The organism is Sulfoacidibacillus ferrooxidans (assembly GCF_022606465.1).
Classification (GTDB): Bacteria; Bacillota; Bacilli; order Alicyclobacillales; family SLC66; genus Sulfoacidibacillus; species Sulfoacidibacillus ferrooxidans.
In genome coordinates this window covers 77251-99776 of the sequence record NZ_JALBUF010000003.1, presented here as the reverse complement: position 1 = coordinate 99776, position 22526 = coordinate 77251, and the positions used below count along the sequence as shown (strand labels likewise).

General features: G+C 43.3%; 18 protein-coding genes and 1 riboswitch. Of the genes, 15 read left to right on the top strand and 3 right to left on the bottom strand.

Annotation, left to right across the window (positions count from 1 at the left end):
* Position 1 precedes the first annotated feature (1 nt).
* Positions 2-3727, top strand: coding sequence for a helicase-exonuclease AddAB subunit AddA (gene addA / locus MM817_RS06765; protein ID WP_241712917.1), 3726 nt, complete (start codon positions 2-4; stop codon positions 3725-3727).
* A gap of 53 nt (positions 3728-3780) precedes the next feature.
* Entirely contained in the window at positions 3781-7221 is a 3441-nt protein-coding gene (gene metH / locus MM817_RS06760) for a methionine synthase (RefSeq protein ID WP_241713311.1), read from the top strand.
* Positions 7222-7275: 54 nt separating this feature from the next.
* Here the strand turns inward: metH and MM817_RS06755 are convergent, their stop codons facing one another.
* Complete coding sequence (locus tag MM817_RS06755; protein ID WP_241712908.1) at positions 7276-8445, bottom strand: THUMP domain-containing class I SAM-dependent RNA methyltransferase; 1170 nt, start codon at positions 8443-8445, stop codon at positions 7276-7278.
* A gap of 113 nt (positions 8446-8558) precedes the next feature.
* Between MM817_RS06755 and MM817_RS06750 the strand changes: the two genes are divergently transcribed.
* Genes MM817_RS06750 through MM817_RS06715 form a run of 8 tightly spaced genes read left to right on the top strand, consistent with a single transcriptional unit; the run spans position 8559 to position 13761 of the window.
* On the top strand, positions 8559-8996 hold the full coding sequence (locus MM817_RS06750) for a MaoC family dehydratase N-terminal domain-containing protein (RefSeq protein WP_241712907.1): 438 nt from the start codon (positions 8559-8561) through the stop codon (positions 8994-8996).
* Positions 8993-9406, top strand: coding sequence for a MaoC/PaaZ C-terminal domain-containing protein (locus tag MM817_RS06745; protein WP_241712905.1), 414 nt, complete (start codon positions 8993-8995; stop codon positions 9404-9406). Before MM817_RS06750 ends, MM817_RS06745 begins: the two co-directional genes overlap by 4 nt.
* A 14-nt stretch (positions 9407-9420) precedes the next feature.
* Positions 9421-10173: a 3-oxoacyl-ACP reductase FabG gene (gene fabG, locus MM817_RS06740; protein WP_241712903.1), complete on the top strand. Its 753-nt coding sequence runs from the start codon at positions 9421-9423 to the stop codon at positions 10171-10173.
* Complete coding sequence (locus MM817_RS06735) at positions 10173-10715, top strand: cysteine hydrolase family protein (RefSeq protein ID WP_241712901.1); 543 nt, start codon at positions 10173-10175, stop codon at positions 10713-10715. The genes fabG and MM817_RS06735 overlap by 1 nt, the downstream gene beginning before the upstream one ends.
* 14 nt (positions 10716-10729) lie before the next feature.
* A complete protein-coding gene (locus tag MM817_RS06730; RefSeq protein WP_241712899.1) occupies positions 10730-12052 on the top strand; it encodes a glucose-6-phosphate isomerase in 1323 nt (440 codons plus the stop codon).
* The gene (cysK, locus tag MM817_RS06725; RefSeq protein ID WP_241712897.1) at positions 12049-12966 is read left to right on the top strand and encodes a cysteine synthase A; all 918 of its coding nucleotides are present in this window, start codon (positions 12049-12051) and stop codon (positions 12964-12966) included. Before MM817_RS06730 ends, cysK begins: the two co-directional genes overlap by 4 nt.
* A gap of 14 nt (positions 12967-12980) precedes the next feature.
* Entirely contained in the window at positions 12981-13406 is a 426-nt protein-coding gene (locus tag MM817_RS06720) for an OsmC family protein (protein WP_241712896.1), read from the top strand.
* A gap of 28 nt (positions 13407-13434) precedes the next feature.
* Positions 13435-13761: an ASCH domain-containing protein gene (locus MM817_RS06715; RefSeq protein WP_241712893.1), complete on the top strand. Its 327-nt coding sequence runs from the start codon at positions 13435-13437 to the stop codon at positions 13759-13761.
* Positions 13762-13811: 50 nt separating this feature from the next.
* Here the strand turns inward: MM817_RS06715 and MM817_RS06710 are convergent, their stop codons facing one another.
* On the bottom strand, positions 13812-15137 hold the full coding sequence (locus MM817_RS06710; RefSeq protein WP_241712892.1) for an NRAMP family divalent metal transporter: 1326 nt from the start codon (positions 15135-15137) through the stop codon (positions 13812-13814).
* A 111-nt stretch (positions 15138-15248) separates the two neighbouring features.
* On the opposite strand from MM817_RS06710, the gene MM817_RS06705 reads away from it, so the two are divergent.
* Positions 15249-15932, top strand: coding sequence for a helix-turn-helix domain-containing protein (locus MM817_RS06705; protein ID WP_241712889.1), 684 nt, complete (start codon positions 15249-15251; stop codon positions 15930-15932).
* 30 nt (positions 15933-15962) lie between these two features.
* Here the strand turns inward: MM817_RS06705 and iadA are convergent, their stop codons facing one another.
* Complete coding sequence (iadA, locus tag MM817_RS06700; RefSeq protein WP_241712887.1) at positions 15963-17297, bottom strand: beta-aspartyl-peptidase; 1335 nt, start codon at positions 17295-17297, stop codon at positions 15963-15965.
* 171 nt (positions 17298-17468) lie between these two features.
* Here iadA and MM817_RS06695 point away from each other — a divergent pair, with 171 nt between their 5' ends.
* The 4 genes from MM817_RS06695 (at position 17469) to cobJ (ending at position 22525) form a co-directional block, all read left to right on the top strand.
* Positions 17469-18659 (top strand): amidohydrolase, encoded by a 1191-nt coding sequence (locus MM817_RS06695; RefSeq protein WP_241712885.1) that lies wholly within the window; start codon positions 17469-17471, stop codon positions 18657-18659.
* 153 nt (positions 18660-18812) lie between these two features.
* A riboswitch (cobalamin riboswitch) is annotated at positions 18813-18996 on the top strand.
* 139 nt (positions 18997-19135) lie between these two features.
* Positions 19136-20056 (top strand): sirohydrochlorin chelatase, encoded by a 921-nt coding sequence (locus MM817_RS06690; RefSeq protein ID WP_241712883.1) that lies wholly within the window; start codon positions 19136-19138, stop codon positions 20054-20056.
* Positions 20057-20058: 2 nt separating this feature from the next.
* Positions 20059-20823: a uroporphyrinogen-III C-methyltransferase gene (gene cobA / locus MM817_RS06685; protein ID WP_241712881.1), complete on the top strand. Its 765-nt coding sequence runs from the start codon at positions 20059-20061 to the stop codon at positions 20821-20823.
* 37 nt (positions 20824-20860) lie between these two features.
* Entirely contained in the window at positions 20861-22525 is a 1665-nt protein-coding gene (gene cobJ, locus MM817_RS06680) for a precorrin-3B C(17)-methyltransferase (protein ID WP_241712880.1), read from the top strand.
* Position 22526: the final 1 nt, after the last annotated feature.

Genomic DNA, 22526 nt, shown 5'->3' with positions numbered 1-22526 from the left:
GGTGAGTGCTCGCCAATTTTCTGATCGACAAGAAGAAGCGATTACTACACGAGGGTCTTCAGTTCTCGTTTCAGCAGGGGCAGGCTCTGGTAAAACGTCTGTTTTAGTGGAACGGGTGCAGCGCTTAGTGATAGATGAGGGAGTGGATATCGATAGAATATTGATCGTAACGTTTACAGAAGCTGCTGCCAATGAAATGAAAGAACGGATTGCAAAAGGATTGCGTGCAGTGTTAGAGGAGCGTCCACATGATCGTGCGATTATACGCCAACTTCATTTGTTAGATCGGGCCCACATATCTACATTGCACAGTTTTTGTTTAGATGTGATGCGGTCAGCGACATTACAACTGCCTATTGATCCAACTTTTAGGATTGCAGATCAGCAAGAAACAACGATGTTACAGTTTACTGTATTAGAGAATCTATTTGCGACATGGTTTGAGGATCCAAGCAATGCCTTTACTGATTTTGCAAGGCATTATGGAGACATGTTTGGCGACGAGCAATTGCGAGAAATTATTTTGCGACTTTATTCATTTGCACGCAGTCAACCTAAACCACAACAGTGGCTTGATCAAGCCGTTGAAAAGCTTCAAGAAAGTGCCAAACTCCCTATGCGCGACTCCCGTTATGGACATGTCTTTTTTTCTTGGTGCAGGGAGCATATTCAGAATGCACAAGATTGGATTTTGCAGGCGTCTTACTTATGTGCTGATGATTCACTAGCGCCCTATCGCGCAGCATTACAAAGTGATATGGCTATGTTGGAAGAGGCGTATCTTGCTGCAAAAAATCTTCAATTTACTGAGTTGCAAACAATTGTACAACGCCCTTTTGTAAAGCTTGGACGAGTGCAAGATGCTGATCCAGATGTAAAAAAAATTGTGCAAAAACTGCGTGATCACATGAAAAAAGCAGTAGGGAAACTAAATGGGACACTACTTGCACGGACGGAGTCTGTGTTGCAAGAGGAAATCGCACAAACAGTGCCATTTGTCCAGACACTGGTTGATTTTTTGTGGCAATTTCATGATGCGTATAAAGAAGCAAAGCAAACAAGAACTTGTGTTGACTTTGCGGATCTTGAACATTATGCCTATCAACTACTGACAACAGATCAAGGTGAACCATCAAAGATCGCACTTCAACTCGCAGATCAATATGAACAAGTTCTGGTAGATGAATATCAGGATACGAGTCCAATACAAGATGCGATATTAGCCCAAATTGCACAAAAAGAACGCCCTAACCTCTTTTATGTTGGAGATGTAAAGCAGAGTATATATGGATTTCGGATGGCAGAACCTGCTTTATTTTTAGCTAAATACGATCAATTTAGACACTCTCAAGAAGGGGTACGCATCGATTTGCAAGATAATTATCGTAGTCGCAGTGAGATTGTCGACGCAGTTAATTATCTATTTGGGCAAATTTTTTCTCCGATATTAGGAGGCATATCCTATGACGATGCGGCTCGCATGAATGCAGCTGCAAACTATCCGCCAAGACCGCAGGAACATGGCCTAGCTGGAGTCGATGTACATATCATTGATTACGCTAGTTCAGCTAATAAACGTGCGTTACAAGATGAGGAAGATGAAGAGGATCAAGCAGACTCAGCGGTTGACATGGGTGATGAAGAGGATGTACTTTGGCAAACTGCGATCGACATGGAGGCGCACGTTGCCGGGCAGGAGATTTTGCGTCTTTATCAAAGTGAGGCGCAAGTCTATGATGCTGATGAGAAAATATATCGGGCCATACAATGGCGTGACATTGTCATCTTATTGCGTTCAAAAGCAGGAAGAATCGACTATATCTTGCAGGTGTTTCGATCACTAGGTATACCTTGCTACGGTGAATCAGATAGTGGGTATTACACCAGTCTTGAAATGCGCTTTATGCTTGCTCTTTTGCAAATTGTTGATAATCCACGACAGGACATTCCATTGGCAACCGTTTTGCGTTCTCCAATTGGAGCTTTTTCAACTACTGATTTGGCCAATATAAGGCTCTGTTTGCAAAAGGGGGATCTTTTTAGTGCTGTAGTTGCATGTAGCAAAGGAAACAATGATTTATCTCAACGAACTCGTACCTTTCTTTCTATAGTAGATCGCATGCGTACATTTGCTCGTATGCATAGTGTTGCAGACACTGTTTTGTTTTTGCAGCAGGATTCTGGTCTTCGTGATTTTGTGATGGGATTGCGCGATGGTGCCGTTCGATTAGCAAATTTAGAACAATTTGTGAAGCAAGCTCAGGCCTTTGATCAATTAGAATATGAGGGCTTTTCTGGTTTTGTACTTTATATTATGAAGCATTTTACTCGTTCCGGGGATGCTGGAGCAGCCGGTGGGGTAGCTGAGCATGAAGATGTTGTGCGAATCATGACGATTCATAAAAGCAAAGGATTAGAATTTCCAGTTGTATTTATACTCAATATGGAAAAGACATTTCGATTAAGTGATAACAAACTCCCTATTCGCTTTCATAAGGATATGGGTTTTGGACCTGATTTTGTTGACTTAGAACGCAAGGAGAAGTGGAAGACACTTGCGTCTGTAGCAGTCGATGCGCTGACATTGCGGCAAAACTTAGCAGAGGAAGCGAGAGTGCTATATGTTGCAGCTACGCGCGCAAAAGAAAAACTTATTTTAGTTGGCGCGTTGCGCAATTTGGGGACGACTTTTGACAAGTGGCGTACTACTTCATTATATGAATCTAATCGACAGGGTCCATTGCGGGATTCTGTGTTACTTGGCGCCAAGCAGTATTTGGATTGGATTGGACCTGCTATTTACAGAACAACAGCGGAAGGTTCTTCATTATTTCACGTTACACTTTGGGGTGATTCATTTGATCGTCCTGTGATGCTTACACATAAAGAACGCGAGAAAGACATGGATTGGAATGCCATTGCACGTTTAGAAACACATGCGTTCACCGTGGATTCTGCATTCCTACAAGAGTCCATGGATTGGCGCGAACAAATACAAGAACAACTGAGTTTTACGGATGAACAAAGAGTGCCTGTTGCTGCAAAGATGAGTGTCACAGAGTGGAAAAATAATTGGATGGATCAATCAGAGGCTGAGAATGGAGATACACCTATACAGCACATGACGAAACGCATTCAATTTCTTCGCCCCACATTTTTAACGCAAGAGGGTGACCTGACTGCGACAGAAAAAGGGAGCTTATTTCACTTAGTGATGCAGTATATAGAATTGAAAAATGAGTTAGTCACGGCGCAAGAAGTCATGCGTCAGGTTGGTCAATTGATCAATTCTGGTTTTCTACCTTCATACGCGTTGAAGCATGTTGATGCAGAATCTATTGCTACTTATTTTCAGTCATCTGTCGGACAGTTAATGATCACTCATTCTGTGCGCGTGTTACGCGAAGTTCCATTTACTTTGTCTGTTCCAAGTGACAAACTAATAGCACAGTCTGTGGAACAAAGTGATATCGTGGCTCAGGATGTTATTATTCAAGGAACTGTCGATTGCTTGCTCGCTCTTGACGGAGGTATGATCTTAGTGGATTATAAAACGGATCACCTACTCACAAATGATGTTGACCTAGTAAAAAGATATGAATTGCAACTTTCATTATATAGAGAAGCCATGGAACGTGCGTTCAAACAACCCGTGACTCAAGCCTATCTTTATTTTGCAACAGGTAAAAAATTAGTACCTGTCTTAGATGCACTAAAAAGTTGGTAAACGGACCATGTCCGATAGGAGAGAAGCTAGTGACTGAGATAATGAAAAGTGATATGAGTGGCACAAAAAAATCCATTGAGTTGCGTATGCAAGAGAAAATCCTCATCCTCGATGGTGCGATGGGGACCATGATTCAACAAGAGAATTTAGATGCAGATGATTTTGGTAGCGAAGATTTAGAAGGGTGCAACGAAGTGCTAAACCTTGTTCGCCCTTTGATTATACAAGCGATTCACGAAGCGTATTTAGATGCTGGCGCAGATGTCATTGAAACCAATACGTTTGGTGCGACTCCTATTGTACTCGCAGAGTATGGCCTTGCAGACAAAACGCATGAGATTAATGTAGCAGCTGCACGTATTGCGCGAGCAGCTGTGGACAAGTATTCAACTGTAGAAAATCCGCGTTATGTGGCAGGCTCACTTGGACCTACAACAAAGACTTTGTCTGTAACGGGTGGGGCAACCTTTGACGAAATGATTGACAACTACTATCAACAAGTTTGCGGGCTATTAGATGGTGGTGTTGACGTGCTTTTACTTGAAACAGCGCAGGATATGCTCAATGTTAAAGCAGCTGGAATCGGGATATTTAAAGCATTTGATCAGATGGGAAAACGAGTACCTATTATGGTTTCAGGTACGATTGAACCGATGGGAACGACACTTGCTGGTCAAAATATTGAAGCATTTTATATCTCTTTGCAGCATTTAGAACCACTCTCTGTTGGGTTGAATTGCGCTACAGGTCCGGAATTTATGCGCGACCATTTGCGCACGCTCTCTAGTCTTGCTAAGTCTGCCATTAGTTGCTACCCTAATGCTGGATTACCAGATGAAGATGGTCATTATCATGAATCTCCAGCCAGTCTCGCCAAAAAGATGGAAGGCTTTGCACAACAAGGTTGGATTAATGTGGCTGGTGGATGTTGTGGTACGACGCCTGAACATATTCGCGCATTGGCTAAGACGCTACAGACATACACACCGCGGGTTGCATCTCCGCCACAGGTTTCTGCTATTTCTGGAATTGATCCAGTGTATGTTGAAGATAGCAACCGACCATTACTGGTTGGCGAACGAACAAATGTGATTGGGTCAAAAAAGTTTCGTAGATTGATTACCAATGAGCAATATGAAGAAGCATCTGAGATTGCTAGGGCACAGGTAAAGAGTGGGGCGCAAGTGATCGATGTGTGTGTCGCAGATCCTGACCGAGATGAAATACAAGATATGGAACGCTTCTTACAATTTGCTGTTAAAAAAGTAAAAGCTCCGTTTATGTTTGATTCAACCGATCCAAAGGTTTTAGAGCGAGCGCTTAGATATAGTCAAGGTAAGGCGATTATCAATTCAATTAATCTTGAGGATGGCGAAAAACGGTTTCTAGAAGTCGTTCCGCTTGTACGATTATTTGGGGCGGCTGTTGTCGTTGGTACGATTGATGAGAGCGGGATGGCTGTAACTCGTGATCGTAAAGTTGAAGTGGCGCGCCGATCAGCAGAACTACTGGTCAACAAGTATCACATGTCGCTAGAGGATTTGATCTTTGACCCATTGGTTTTCCCTGTAGCAACGGGTGATGCCAATTATCTAGGCTCAGCACAAGAAACGATCGAAGGAATTCGCTTAATTAAAGAGGCTTTACCAGAAGTGAAAACCATTCTTGGTGTGAGCAATATTTCTTTTGGATTACCTCCTGCAGGACGTGAAGTACTTAACGCGGTATTTTTGTACCATTGTACAAAAGCAGGACTTGATTATGCCATTGTGAATGCAGAGAAACTAGAACGATATGCTTCGATATCGGCCGAGGAACGCAAATTGGCTGAAGATCTTTTGTTTCTAACAAATGACGAGACTGTTGCGACATTTACTGCCTTTTATAGAGAAAAAAAGGTTGTAGAAAAAGTATCTATATCAAGTCTTTCCCTTGAAGAACGCATTGCTAGATATGTGGTTGAGGGGACAAAAGAAGGACTTGTACCGGATTTAGAGACAGGTCTTGCAACCTATCAACCGCTGGGATTAATCAATGGGCCTCTAATGGCTGGCATGGAAGAGGTTGGACGCCTTTTTAATGCTAATGAACTGATTGTCGCAGAAGTGCTGCAAAGCGCTGAAGTCATGAAGGCAGCTGTCGCCTTTTTAGAACCGCACATGGAGAAAACAGATACTGCTGTAAAAGGTAAAATTATTTTGGCAACCGTGAAAGGTGATGTCCACGATATCGGCAAAAATTTAGTGGACATCATATTAACAAATAATGGATATCGAATTATCAATTTAGGAATAAAGGTGCCACCTGAACGGTTAATTGCTGCGTATCAAGAGGAAAAACCAGATGCTATCGGACTTTCCGGATTATTGGTCAAATCTGCACAACAAATGATTTTGACGGCGCAAGATTTGAAGAATGCAGGCATTGAAGTCCCGCTGCTTGTTGGAGGCGCAGCGCTGACTAAAAAATTTGCCAATACACGTATCGCACCCGAATACGACGGACTAGTCTTATACGCTAGAGATGCAATGGAAGGATTAGATTTAGCCAATCGTCTCACTGATCCTACAGCGCGCGAGCGTTTAGTGGAGGAGTTGCGTACACAGATGCATTCGGACGTGATGCCATCCACGAATAAACCCCAGGTAGTCAGTGATACGTCCACGCGTGCGGTAATTATTGAAGAGGCAGCTGTATTTATGCCACCAGATTATTCTCGTCATGTATTGCGGGATTATCCTTTGCCGTTTATTGCACCGTATCTCAATTGGCAAATGTTACTCGGTAGACATCTAGGACTACGCGGTAATGTTGAAAAAGAGTTGGCGAATGGCAATGAAAAGGCGCTTTCTCTTAAACAACTAATGGATGACTTATTGAACGAAGCCATTTCTGAAAAAAGTATCAAAGCTAATGCAATCTATCAATTTTTCCCTGCCAAATCGGAAGGCAATCGTATATATATTTATGATTCGAATGATCACTCACGTATCATAGAAACATTTGATTTTCCTCGCCAAACAGGTGATGCACAACTTTGTCTAGCTGACTTTGTCAGGCCTGTAACGAGCGAAGAAATGGATTATGTAGCGTTTTTTGTAGTGACGACAGGTGCTGGTATTCGCGTTCAGTCAGAGAATTTAAAAGATCGTGGAGATTATTTGCGCTCGCATGCAGTCCAAGCTTTGGCGCTTGAGTTAGCGGAGTCTTTTGCAGAACGGTTACATCATATCTTACGCGATAGTTGGGGCTTCCCCGATGCGGCAGAATTGACGATGAGAGAGCGTTTTATTGCACGTTATCAAGGGATTCGCGTATCATTTGGTTATCCTGCTTGTCCTAATTTAGAGGATCAGGAAAAGCTATTTGCATTGCTTCACCCCGAGGAAATTGGCGTGGAATTAACTGAAGGATATATGATGGATCCAGAAGCGACAGTTTCAGCCATGGTATTTAGTCATCCCAAAGCACGTTATTTTAATGTAGAAGCTTAAAAAGACGGCCTAATCCATTCATGACCGTGGATTAGGCCGTCTTTTACTATGTCTCTAGGCTAGATGTGCTTGTTGCTCAGATTCTTTTTTTGGACGAGGTGGCAAGGGACCAAGATACTGATAGAAATGACATTCTATCCGCCCGTTGTAAAGTTTGCGATTTTTTTCTGCTCGTTTACCGTATAGCCGCTCAAATTCCTCATGTGAAGTTAAGATGAACGTAGACCAAGTCTCCTGTTTGCGCATTATCTCACCTAATTGGCGATACAGCATGCGCACTTCGCGATCTTCTCCCATCCGCTCGCCATAGGGAGGATTACTTACAAGACAGCCGTACGGATCAACCGGACTAAATTGACGAAGTGGTTGTTGAGAGACTTGAATATACTTGCCAACACCAGCTAAAAGAGCATGCTGTGTAGTAAGAGCAGCTGCATGTGCATCGATATCTGTTGCCGTGATATTCATGGGAGGTATATGTTCTTTGACAGCTTCTGCTTCATCGCGGATATCATGGATCTCTTGTGTTGACAACCATCCAAATGACTCCATGGAAAATGAGCGAAGTAATCCTGGGGCAATGCCAGCGCCAATCCAAGCTGCTTCAATAGCAATCGTTCCTGAGCCACACATGGGATCTGAAAAGGGACGATGTGCTTTCCAACGACTGAGTAATACAAGTGCAGCAGCCAATGTTTCTTTGATTGGAGCAGGTCCTGTTTCTACTCTGTACCCACGCTTGTGTAGACCTTGTCCACTTGTATCAATAGCTAGTGTGACCTGATCCTTTAAAAGGGAGACTTCAACTGAAAAAGTAGGGCCTGTCTCCTCAAGCCAGGAATCGCGATAGGTTTCTGTCAATTTTGTTGCAATAGCTTTTTTCACAATGGACTGGCAGGCTGGAACGCTAGATAGTTGTGATTTTACTGATCGCCCTTCAATGGGAAAGCGAGCACCACGAGGTAACCAATCACTCCATGGGAGAGCCTTTGTTCCTTCAAATAATTCATCAAATGTTTCAGCCTGAAACTGCCCAACGACCCACATAACGCGATCTGCCGTGCGTAACCACAAATTGCACCGTAAGGCACCAAGTGGATCGGCCTTAAAGTAAACTCGTCCATTTTCTACTGTACGGTCATGAAATCCCAATTCTTCTAACTCACGTGCGACAATTGCCTCTAGTCCAAATGGTGCTGTAGCTAAAAAAGTATACTCCATCATTGATATCCGCCTTTATATTTTGTAGAGTCTTGTCTAATTGTAGCATACCGGGGACAAAAAGCCGATTTAACATGGTATGATATTCTTATGGCTTACACAGGGGGGATGAATGTATGACAGATGATTTTATCGGTCGGTGGTCTACCGCAGTGCCAAATGTAGTTGAACGAGGAGCAGTACGCAAGTTTGCAGATGCAATTGGCGATGCTAATCCAGTGTATCGAGATGATGAAGCGGCAAAAAAATCTCGTTTTGGACAATTGATTGCACCTCCAACATTCTCGCGAACATTTGAATATGGAATAGTAGAAGGATTTCAGTTAGAAGGTGATGGGCTGATTCATGGTGAGCAGGTATTTCATTTCGAACGTCCCATCTACGTCGGCGAAGAGGTTTATTGCAGTATGCGTGTGGCAGATACATACACCCGTGATGGTGGATCAGGAAAAATGACGTTTTATCTATTTGAACAAAAAGGGGAAACTGCGACAGGAGAGCTTATTTTTACAGCTAAGATGAATGTAATTCGACGGGATGGTGGTGCTTCATGAAGCGACAAGTAGAAGTCGGCATGGAACTTCCAGAACTCGTAAAAGGTCCTGTTACACATACAGATTTGGTAAAGTACTCTGGTGCATCTGGGGATTATAATCCCATTCATACAGTCGAATCTTTTGCTAAAGCAGTTGGACTAGGTGGAGTGATTGCACACGGCATGTTGACTATGGCGTATGTTGGTCAGTTGCTCACTGATTATGCTTCAAATGATGCAGATCTTGTGGATTATGGTGTACGGTTTCGGTCTATGGTTAGACCTGGAGATACGATTACCTGTAAAGGCACCATTGTTAAAGTTGAACCGTCAGACAAAGGAATGCTTGCTTATATACAAGTACAAGCGCTCACGCAAAATAATGAAGTAGTCATTAAAGGTAATGCAACGCTAAGGTTTGATCGATAGGGAGGTTAATAGAGATGACAGTTACTCATCGCATTGCAGTTGTTACTGGTTCTGGAAGAGGCATTGGTGCAGAAACTGCGAAACAGTTGGCACAACATGGCGCTAAAGTTGTCGTGAGTGATGTGACTATGGCATTAACGGAAGAGACAGTACATGCGATTCAAGAAGCGGGCGGCGAAGCCATTGGGGTTGCTGCTGATGTATCACAACGCAGTCAAGTAGAAGCATTATTTTCCACTGCTATGGAGAGGTTTGGTAGAGTTGATATTCTGGTTAATAATGCTGGAATTATCCGCGATAACTTAGTATATAAGATGACAGATGAAGATTTTGATGCTGTATTAAATGTTCATTTAAAGGGCACTTTTTTGTGTTCTCAAGCAGCTCAAAAAGTGATGGTTCCTAATCAATACGGGCGTATTATTAATTTTTCCTCTACTTCTGCACTTGGCAATCGCGGACAGGTAAACTATTCGGCAGCAAAAGCAGGTATTCAAGGGATGACGAAGACTCTCTCATATGAGTTGGGACGTTATGGTATAACATGTAATGCTGTGGCGCCAGGTTTTATTGAAACGGACATGACGCGTGCGACAGCTGCGCGGATGGGCGTGGATTTTGAGGCATTAAAGGCAGCTGCAGCAAAAGAAGCTGCTGTGCTTCGAGTTGGTGTGCCGGCAGATGTGGCGCATGCAGTGCTGTTCTTTGCAGCAGATGAGTCCTCATTTATAACGGGACAAGTTTTATATGTTAAAGGTGGTGCATGATGAAGCGCGCCTATCTTGTTGTCGATATGACCAATGACTTTATCGAAGAGGATGGGGCGCTCACATGTGGTAGGGCTGGACAGATCATCGTCCAGCCTATCTTGCATGCGCTTGAACTGGCTTATGAGCAAAAGGAATTGATTGTTTTTGCTTGTGATGCACATGCTGTCAATGATCCGGAATTTGCATTATGGCCTGCTCATTGTGTTGAAGGCACATCTGGTGCTCAGTTAGTTAGTGAACTACATCACTTTTATGAGCATTATAAAGGAGAACATGTGCGGTTTTTGCCAAAGACAAAGTACGATGCATTTTATGATACTGCTTTAGAACAGTGGTTACTAGACGAAGAGATAAGGGAAGTTGTCATTTGCGGTGTATGTACATCAATCTGTTGTTATGCCACAGCTTCTGGTGCGTACTATCGAGGATATCGAGTGTATATTGACCCAAATTTAATGGCAGATCTAACTGAAACAGCACATGACTTTGCATTGCAACACATGCAAAATGTTCTAAAAGCACAACTTGTGGAGAAGTGAGGAGAGATATTGTCATGATTCATATATTTGAATGGGCAGATTCATTTGTAGGGAAATCCGAAATTGAATTACAACGTCCATTTATTGAAAGGATTCATTCAATGCTTTTGAAAGGAACGGGTGCAGGACACGAATATCTTGGATGGTTGCATCTACCAAGTGAATTCAATCAAGATGAGTTGCAACGAATAAAGAAAGCGGGAAGAAAGATAGCACAGCAGGCAGATGTACTGGTGGTTATCGGAATCGGAGGTTCTTACCTTGGTGCAAAGGCGGCACTGAATGTACTACAACATTCATTTCAAGACTTACTGCCAAGTCATAAAAAGCCTATGCATGTTATTTTTGCAGGACAGAACATGAGCGGGACGTATCTTCAAGAATTACTCGAGATTTTAGATAATCACGAGGTGGCGATTAATGTCATTTCAAAATCGGGTACAACGACAGAACCTGCACTTGCTTTTCGCGTACTCAAGCAATATATGGAGCAACGCTATGGGGTGACTGAAGCAGCTTTAAGGATTTATGCTACTACAGATGCTGCTCGCGGAGCGCTACGCGCTCTTGCAGATCAAGCAGGGTATGAAACGTTTGTTATTCCTGATGACGTTGGAGGCCGTTTTTCTGTACTCACACCGGTAGGATTATTACCGTTAGCTGCAGCTGGGATTGATATAGATGCTATGCTAGAAGGTGCGCGTATAGCAGAACTGGAACTCAATGAGCCAGATGTGTTTAAAAATCCTGCTTATGCGTATGCAGCATTGCGGCAGATTGTAAGAAGCAAAGGTAAAGAGATCGAACTATTTGTCACGTATGAACCTGGAATGCACTACGTGGGTGAGTGGTGGAAGCAACTTTTCGGAGAGAGTGAAGGTAAGGATGGGAAAGGGCTATTTCCTGCAAGTGCAGACTTTTCCACTGATCTGCATTCGTTAGGGCAATTCGTTCAAGATGGCACTCGGTCGTTGATGGAGACTGTGATAAGAATTAAACATACACGAAAAACATTATCGATTGAAGCTGTAGAACAAGACATGGATGGATTGAATTATTTGGCAGGAAAAACATTTTCAGATGTGAATGATACAGCTCTTGAGGCGACTATGCTGGCACATCAGACAGGTGGTGTTCCGACGATTGGATTAGAGTTGGAAGATATGTCTGAGAAATCATTAGGGTATTTATTTTATTTTTTCGAGAAGGCAGTAGCAGTTAGTGCCTATCTTTCAGGTGTAAATCCATTTGATCAACCAGGTGTCGAGATGTATAAAACAAATATGTTCACGATGTTAGGTAAGCCTGGTTATGATAAAGAAGGTTCCACATCATGAAGGTGGTTAAACGTGTTACTGAGTTGATTGGGAATACGCCACTTTTGCAACTTCAACGTATTGCAGATTCTTCTATGGCGGAAGTGTGGGTAAAGTTAGAAAAGTTTAACCCAGGTGGTAGTGTAAAAGATCGCCCTGCACAACGCATGATTGAAGCTGCAGAACAAGCTGGAACTTTGCACCCTGGGATGACCATCATTGAACCTACAAGTGGCAATACAGGCATTGGTATCGCTATGGTTGCAGCAGCTAAAGGGTACAGAGCGATACTCGTGATGCCAGACACGATGACCTGGGAACGCATTGCAATTTTAAAAGCCTACGGTGCACAAGTCGTTCTTACTCCTGGGAATTTGCGCATGTCTGGAGCAGTACAAAAAGCGCAAGAACTAAAAACAGAATTAGGGGATCAGGCGATGATTCTCTTGCAATTTGAAAATCCTAACAATCCAGATGCGCATCGAACATCCACTGCTCTAGAAATACTAGAGCAGACAGATCGACACCTAGATGCATTTGTTGCATCTGCAGGCACTGGTGGTACGATCACTGGTTGTGGAGAGGTATTGAAGGAACATATACCTGGTGTAAAGGTGTATGTTGTGGAACCAAAAGGATCACCTGTTTTATCTGGAGGACAACCTGGACCCCATAAGCTGGTAGGAACAAGCCCAGGATTTATACCCAAAATCTTAAATACGAACATTTATGATAAGATTTATCAGGTTGCAGATGAAGAGGCTATCGAGATGACAAAGCGTCTAGCACGCGAGGAAGCGTTACTCGTTGGCGTTTCAGCAGGTGCAGTTGTCTATACAGCACTTCAAGTGGCAAAGGATTTAGGTCCTGGTAAACGCGTGGTTGCTTTGTGCCCAGATACAGGAGAACGCTATTTGAGTATGGATTTATTTTAAAGGGGTGTTTTTTAATGAAAGCTAGAGTGAGTTGGAAAGAAAAAAGGCGATTTGAAGCGGTATCTGATTCTAATCACATGGTAACCATTGACGCTAAAAAGGAGGCCGGCGGAGAAGATCAAGGACCGCGACCAATGGAACTTTTGCTTATGGGTCTCGGCGGCTGTACTGGTATAGATGTCACCATGATCTTAGAACGCATGCGCATTGCTTATGATCGCGTCGATGTGTTATTGGACGCTGATCGGGCCAAGGAAATACCAGAGAAATTCACGAAAATTCGCATGACGTATGAGGTTGACGCTCCGAACGCGCCAGTTGAAAAAGTTGTGCGTGCAGTAAAATTATCACAAGAAAAATACTGTTCTGCATCTCATTCACTCAGTGCACCCTTAGAAGCTATCCTTATTTTAAATGGTACAACATATCCCGTAGAGTGATAGAATGCAATAAAAAGGAGAGATTCTTATGGATGCTACGCTTCCACCAAAGACGTGCTCGATTGAACGTTTAGTTACCAGAGAAGATGACGTGCAGCGCGTTTTACGCGGTGAAAAAACGGCTGTTCGCCGCAATGGTCGCTATGCTGACCCAGGTGAAAAAATGAATTTGCAGGGACGAATATTTGTCGTCTCTAATGTGTTTTTACAAACATTTGGTGACATGACAGATGAAGATGCACGCAAGGAAGGGTATATAGATCGTAAAGGGTACTTGGATTATCTACAAACTGTACACCCAGGTATGACGCTTCAACCGTCCACGAAAATGTGGGTACATGAATTTCATGAATAAAACGTACTGCAGGCCAAGTGATCTAATGACAAGCCTTCATGTGGCTGTAGTTAGATCACTTGTGTCAAGAGTGCAATGGTGAGTCCAATCAATATTGACGCTATTGCAAACCCCCACACGCGTAGGATCGGCCCATTTGCAAATTCCCCCATGATTTTTCGACTACTCGTTAAAACAACTAGAAAAATAAGGATTGGAATCATCACCATAGCACCCATTGCTTGTGAAAGTACGGCAATAAAATTGAGCGGCAACCCTGGGATGAGGATGGCAAGTGCCGCAAAAACAAGACTACCAATATAAACGGCATAAAACTTCGGAGCGGTTGATATTCTGTCATTGAGACTTCTTGCAAATCCAAAGGCATCTGCAACCGTCCAAGATGAAGATAAGGAGATCGTGATTGCAGCTAAAAATCCTGCATTAAAAAGACCAAATCCAAAAAGAATGCTTGCTGCTCTACCGGAAGTTGGTGTTAGTGCTTGAATAATGGCTGCTGGACCCAGTGCTGATGCATTGTGTATATGCCCATATAACGATGCACCACAGAGGAGTATAGCGACGGCTATGATTACTTGTAGTACGCTTCCAAGAAGTGTATCAATTCTGCCGAGTTTTAACTCTTTTGAAGTAATCCCTTTGTCTATCGCGGCGCTTCCTTGAAAAAAGATCATCCATGGTGCAATCGCGTTACCAACTGTCGCCACGATAAACCAAATGAGTAAATTGCCCATCCCTTTTGGAATCGTCCAAGCTATAAATGCATGCCCGATTGCACTCATGGAGGGATGTGTAAGTAGAGCAATGATCAGAAAAACGCCATTCAATGCGCCTACAAAGAGTGCTAGTCGTTCTTTCGTCCAATATCCAGTAAAAATAGCGAGTGAAACGACGAGTATCAAACTCATGAGATCGCTGATCCAAAGCGGCAAACCAAACATCATGAGTCCTGCTGTCATGCCAATAAATTCAGTCATGAGAGTGAGTAAATTTTCAATCATTAATGTACCGATGCTATAGTAGCCGAAAAAACGACCAAAATGGCGAAAAACAAGCTTAGTATAGCCAGTTTGTGTGACTGCGCTAAGGCGCATGGTCATTTCCTGAATGGTAAAAGTCAGTGGTGCGAGGCATAGAATCAAAGGAATGAACAATCCGATGCCAAATTGAATTCCAGTTACTGCGTATTCAACGACACCACCTGCATCGTTGTCGCCGATCATAGCCAGTAGTCCAGGACCAATGAGCGCCCATATAATCCAGCTAAAACGGCGCCAACCAGTGCGTTCTTTAGCTAGAATATCGTGGAATTTTGAGGAGGTAGCATGGTTTTCAGCAGTACTAGGAGTGATCGGTATAGATTTTGGTTGGGTCATTTCGGTTCCCCCTCATCGTCTTCCATATCACGGTATGAAGAGGTGTTGAAAGAAGTGCATGACCATCAGCAATGTGTTGCATATTTTGCAACGTTGTGAGGAGGAGATTGCATGAAGGAAAAAGATCATTCCTTCGGAAATTATTTACGTAACGAGCTACATAATAGAAAATTATCGATGCGACGTTTTGCAGAGATGTGTGGAGTAGATCCAGCAACTGTATCACGGTTAGCATCTGGTAAACAGCGACCGCGTGCAGAACACCTACTGATGATAGCTCGTGTATTACAAGTGTCACCTCAGGAATTGTGGACCATTGCAGGATATGCGTTAGGCGAGGAGATGAGTACAAAAGATTTTGTAAAAAACGAGTCTTCACCAGTTGTCCATGATGATGTCTTTCATCAGGATCACTTATTGAAAACGTATGAATTGCCAACATTACAAGCAATAGACATCGAAAAAATTATGGTAGAACTGCGTAAATGTAAAGATTATGCAGGCACTAAAGAAGGAAAAGAACTTATTCTGCGTGATTTTTTGCAAAAGATCAATCAGCTTCAAGGGATTGGTCCATTTATTGAACAGTTACATGCTATGTATGAGCTTTTTCAGGATGAGGAGTTAACGGCAGAGCAACGTCAAGTTTTAGGTAGTGCGCTTCTTTATTTTATCTCAGCAACTGACATTATCCCTGATTATTCATTTCCACTAGGGTATCTGGATGATGCTGTAGCCATCGACCTCGTATGGAAGGAGATGAAGACATGGAAAAGACAAGAAGGTGAATACTAAGCACAAGCAAAGAATTCACCTGCCATTTGGTTAACAGCAATAATCCCGACGACTTTTACGCTGCCTTTCATCGCGATCTGGAAAATCATCCGGATCGTCGTCATCATGTTCAATCATAGGTCGACCCCGTTCTGTATTTTCTTTGCCTGTTTGCGCTTTACTTCCAGGAGATCCCGGAATTCCACTAACATTTTCAAATGTACCAAATACAATTGGCTTCCCATCTTCTACTACTTTTCTGCCCTTGGCATAGACATGCTGTATCTGAAATTTATCATCTGTTAGCAATAAATCAGCATCGAGTCCAGGTTTAATCTGACCCTTGTGAGCGAGTTTTAATACGCGAGCTACGTGAGTGGTCACAATTCCAACGGCAGTTTCGATAGGGACATTTTCTTCGACAATGGCATCGCGCGTTTCCTCCCATAAGGTTGCTATGGAACCAATGCCCATGGCCACAAGTTTTCCTTGATCATTAAATATAGGAGAACTGCCGTTACTATCTGAACTCATGGTAATGAGATGTGGCTTTACACCTGCATCAAGTAACATGCGCATGGCTTTAGATGGTTTCACAGAAATATGGTCATGTTCGTCAGGCCGAATGCCTGATGTCAGATCCACAAATCCACCTTGTTTCCCGTAGCGAATGGCGTCTTTTAGCAAATCGGGGTTGCGATTCAGATGTGTTGGGGTAAATGTGGATTTTGGGAGCTCGGTTTGCTTTAATACATCAAATAGCAATTGTAGTTTTGTATCATCATCACCTAAATGAAGGTGCAATACGCCAGCTTTCCCTGCAAGTAATCCACCTACGCGAGCCTCACTAGCAAGTTCTGCTAGATCGCGATCAGAGGGGTGACTAGAGCGACTATCTGAGATTGCAATTTCCCCCACACCAATAACCTTTTCAATCAACACAAGATCAGATCGTGGCATGCCAGTAATCGTTCGTGTAGGTACTTGATAGGCACCGCAGTAGATATACGTAGAGACACCCTCAAAATCTAGCGCCATGGCCTTAGCGAGTAATTCTCGCGTGCTGCGAGTCACACCATCTGTTCCGAGTACGCCAACGGCAGTAGTAACACCTGCAGTTGTCATATGACTTAATGAAATTTCTGGTGTTCGATAATGAAAACCGCCTTCACCTCCGCCTCCTGCCATGTGGACATGCTGGTCAATCAGTCCAGGAAAGAGAAAGAGTCCTTCAGCATCTACTGTTTCAATGGCAAGATTACTTCCATGCAGTTCGATGGATTCGCTAATCGCCAGTATTTGTCGTCCGCCAATAAGTATATCTCGTTTTCCTAGCCGTTTTGGAGAATATACAGTGGCATTTTTAATAATGGTTAAAGAAAACATGGATGCCCCTCCTCAATCAAAATACAGATACAGTATGAACAAATTCGAGTCATCACAGACATGTGATGGAAGAAGCAGGATAGATATCGTGAATAGATCCGAAATCGTTGTGGTGAAAAGAATAGAAGGAGCGTATCATAGAGTGATAGAGTAGATGAATGACTTGGAGGGATGGCAATGAGTGTCGTACTGAATGATTTAGAAAGTCGATTGAATGAGGTACATCAAGATGTTGTCAAATGGCGCCGTTATTTACACGAGAATCCAGAATTATCTTTTGAAGAGGTTGCAACATCGCAGTTTGTGTATGATACCTTGCTTACTTTTCAAAATTTAGAGATTTCTCGACCGACGAAAACAAGCGTGATGGCAAGGTTAAAAGGCGCGCATCCAGGTAAGGTAATTGCACTGCGCGCTGATATGGATGCATTACCAATTCATGAAGAAAATGAGTTTTCTTTTATATCAAAAACACCTGGGAAAATGCATGCATGTGGGCATGACGGTCATACTGCGGTGTTATTAGGAGTAGCTAAAGTGGTATCACAGATGCAAAGTTCTCTCTCAGGTGAAGTGCGCTTTCTCTTTCAGCATGCTGAAGAACTATTTCCTGGTGGCGCGCAAGAGATGGTACATGCGGGCGTTTTAGATGGTGTAGATCTGGTTTTAGGTGCACATCTTTGGGCTGGACTACATGTGGGCACGATTGCTGTGAGAAGTGGACCGCTTATGGCTGCTCCAGATACTTTTCGTATTACGATTGTGGGTAAGGGTGGTCATGCTGCCATTCCTCAGCAGACGGTCGATAGTATTGCAGTAGGTGCACAAGTTGTGACGAATTTACAACACATTGTGTCTCGTGCTGTGGATCCATTGACCCCTATAGTTGTATCGGTAACTACTTTTATTGCTGGAACGGCTGATAATGTGATTCCAGAAGTTGCAGAACTTACCGGAACGGTGCGGACATTTGATGAGTCACTTCGTAAAGAAGCGCCTATTTTAATGGAGCGCATCATAAAAGGTGTCACAGAAGCTCATGGAGCAACTTATCAATTTGCATATAAAAATGGTTACAGACCAGTGATCAATGATGCTGAAGTAACAGCAGTACTGGAGTCTTGTTTGATTGAAACATTTGGTGAAGATGTGGTTCAAACAGCTGAACAAACGATGGGTGGGGAAGATTTTTGTGCATATCAACAAGTTGCTCCTGGCACTTTTTTCTTTATTGGAGCAGGCAACCCAGAGGAAGGCATCATAGCACCGCATCATCATCCGCGTTTTACTGTGGATGAACGTTCACTACCAATGGGTGTTAAGGCATTTGTCGCAACCGTATTGAAACTATTAACGCAGTAGAGTAACTAACGGATTGCATCGCTTTTACTTCGGTTCAAGCGATGCGAGTTCGGGTGGTTACGAGTCGATACTAGACAACTACTAGGGTTTACTTGTACTATGATAGCGATAGACATCATAATGTATCACAACACTATATATTCGCTAGCCAAAAGAATAGCAGATAAAAAAGGTGTTCACCGTAAGGTGAGCTTAATAGGGAAACCGGTGAAATTCCGGTGCGGTCCCGCCACTGTAGAAGATGAGTACGGACGAGAATCCACTGAGTGAAAACTTGGGAAGGACGTTTAGTACGGTGAATCTAAGCCAGGAGACCTGCCTTTTTTTGCACCATATAACCTACGGTCGATAGGGAGGTGTTGAATTCGGGGCATCAGGGATCCGTATAGTAACCTAAGCTAACTCGACTTCACCACAGGCACTCTCTATGACTTAGGGGGTGTCTTTTCTATTTGGATCGTGGAGGGAGAGATATCGTGAAAGAAGTTATTTTGCTTGTTGGTCATGGTAGTCGAGATGCGGAAGGTAATGAGGAATTTTTGCAGTTTGCTAAAACTGTTCAATCAAAGTTGATCGATCGCGATGTTGTTCCGTGTTTTTTAGAACTCGCAGAACCAACGATTCCGGATGGAGTTGAGTCTTGTGTAGCACTTGGGGCCACAAAAGTGGTTGTCGTACCTGTTATTTTACTTGCGGCATCGCATGTCAAATTAGAAATTCCAGAATTTATTGATGCTGCAAGAAAAAAATATCCGGCGATCGAATTTGTATATGGCCGTAATATTGGGTTGCATGAAGATATTTTTAAGTTGCTTGAGGCGCGTTTTACAGAAGTCGTGACAACAATACCTGAATTTTCTCCTGCAAATACCGCCATTGTTCTCATGTGTAGGGGGAGTAGTGAACCAGATGCAAATGGAGATGCCTTTAAAATCGGTCGCTTACTGTTTGAACGAACGCATGTAATGACAGTAGAAACGTGCTTTACAGGAATTACAACACCGCTCTTCCCAGACGGGATAAAGCGAGCCATTGCTCTTGGTGCAAAACGGGTGGTCGTAGTTCCCTATTTTATGTTTACAGGTATCTTGATCAAACGGATGAACAATGTTTTAGCTGATTTACAGGAAGAGTACCCAACCATTCCAATGACAATGGCAGACTACTTTGGCTTTCATCCGTTGTTACTAGATGTTGTGATCAGTCAATACGAAGAAGCTGTCGCAAAGCAATCCTTTATGAACTGTGACTTGTGCAAATATCGAAAAGAGGTCAGTGCAAGTCACTCACACGATCACTCACACGATCACTCACACGATCACTCACACGATCACTCACACGATCACTCACACGATCACTCACACGATCACTCACACGATCACAAGGGGGATGCCTGAGAATGTCTGGGAAGGTTTACTTAGTGGGGGCAGGACCGGGGGATGCGGGGCTCATTACAGTCAAAGGTAAAGAATGTATCGAAATGGCTGACGTTCTCCTCTATGATCGCTTAGTTGCATCTGAATTATTGGAGTATGCGTCACATGATGCGAAAAAAATCTATGTTGGCAAAGATGCTCATCATCACACTGTACAACAAGAAGAAATCCAACGACTACTCGTACACTATGCCTTGGAAGGTCACACTGTCGTAAGACTAAAAGGTGGCGATCCATTTGTTTTTGGGCGAGGTGCAGAAGAAGCCGAAATGTTAAGAGAGCATCACATAGCCTATGAGATTGTGCCTGGAGTTACTTCGGCTATTGCAGCTCCGGCATACGCTGGTATACCAATTACTCATCGCAACTATAGTGGATCTTTTCATGTCATTACAGGTCATGAGTGCGTTGATTCGAAAGTATCCGATCAGGAATGGCAAGCGCTCGCAAAAGTGAGTGGAACAATTGTCATTCTTATGGGACTAGGTCATTTATGCGATATCTCAGAGCGACTTATATCGTATGGAAAATCTCCAGAAACACCATGCGCCGTAATTAGCATGGGGACAACACATGATCAACGAACCATTATTGCATCATTGGCAACTGTCGCAGAGAAATGCGTAGCGGAGGCAATTATGGCACCAGCAACTGTGGTTATTGGAGATATTGTTTCCCTACACGATCGGCTTACGTGGTTCGCACCACAGATGGCTATTAAACAATAATATCGCTTGTCTACTGCTGAGTTGGAGGACGACAATTATGGTTGGATCGATTAAAGTAGTTGGATTTGGCCCAGGCAGTTTTGAACATATCACAGAACGTGCTCGTCAGGCGATTACAGAGTGCGATGTGATCATTGGATATAACACGTATGTCGACCTCATTCGGGACCTATTGACGAATCAAGAGATTGTGCGTACAGGAATGACAGAAGAGGTAAGTCGTGCGCAAGCGGCAGTTAAGCAATCGTTTGAAGGTAAGCATGTTGCAGTCATTTCTAGTGGTGATGCTGGAGTATATGGTATGGCCGGTCTTATCTACGAAGTATTGATAGAATATGGATGGATGCCGAGTGATGCACTTCAAGTAGAAGTGATACCTGGTATTTCTGCAATAAATTCATGTTCTTCATTGCTTGGCGCACCGATCATGCATGATGCATGTACCATCAGTTTAAGTGATCATTTAACTCCTTGGGAAACGATTAAAAAACGTGTCGAGGCAGCCGCTATGGCAGACTTTGTGATTGCACTCTATAATCCGCGCAGTGGACGCCGAACACGTCAAATTGTTGAAACACAAGAGATTCTTCTTGCTCATCGATCAAAAGATACACCTGTTGGTCTTGTAAAAAGTGCGTATCGAAAACAACAGCAGGTAGTCCGCACAACACTAGAACATATGCTCGACCATGATATTGGAATGCTGACCACTGTAATTATTGGGAATTCAGCAACTTTTTATCATGGTGATTTGATGATTACACCGCGCGGATATCAACGTAAGTACACATTGGATGAGGATGTTCAACGGTTGCGGCCAGGTGAACGTCTGCATGCAGTCAATGAACCTTGGGCACTACAGGCACATGTCGAGCAGTCACAAAAAATTCAAGAACGGATGACTATCCCTCCTTTGAAATCAATAACAAGGAGTAGTGACTCCGTAGTAGCACTAGCAAAAGAAGCGCTAGATTTAGTGCAATCTAAGGCGTCCATGCGATCTGGAGAGACGCCAGTGAACGTGACTTCTGTCATCGCCAACAATCCAGCCGTCACGTCCGAGTTTCGAGTGGCTGTTGCACCAGGTATCGCTAATAAACGCTTTTCAAAAGAGCAATTAATCTGCCTTTCTGAACTAGCCAGTGAACAGGGAGAAGTACACTATACGGCAGACCACCAAATGGAATTGCGCCTGCAAACAGAAGATGCACAAGCAGTAGTGGAACGGCTACTCGCTGCTGGTTTTTATGTCTTTCCTGTAGGTGAGGTGGTCAAGGTAAAAGCGTGTGATTTTTGCGATGGAGAGAAGGAAGAGCCGATACCTTATGCACGTGAATTAGCCGAACGTCTTGGCGGGCGCAAAGTACCAAAGGAACTGCATATTGGTGTAAATGGTTGTGCTATGGCTTGTTATGGGGCTGTATTGGAGGATATTGGACTTGTTTACCGTAAAGGAAAGTTTGATTTGTTTTTAGGCGGGAAAACCACTGGGCGTACCGCATCTGCAGCAAAAATGATGGCAGAAGGTATTCCTGCAGAGCAAATCGTAGAGCTGATGGAAACCATCGTAGAAGAATATAGTTGTCAAGCATTTCCTAGTGAACGCTTCCACAAATTTTTTGCGCGTGTAGGGATTGTTGGGGGATTTTCTTATGAGAAGAAGGGGCCCGCAGTAGTTGTGGATACTGTATGTGGCGCGTGAG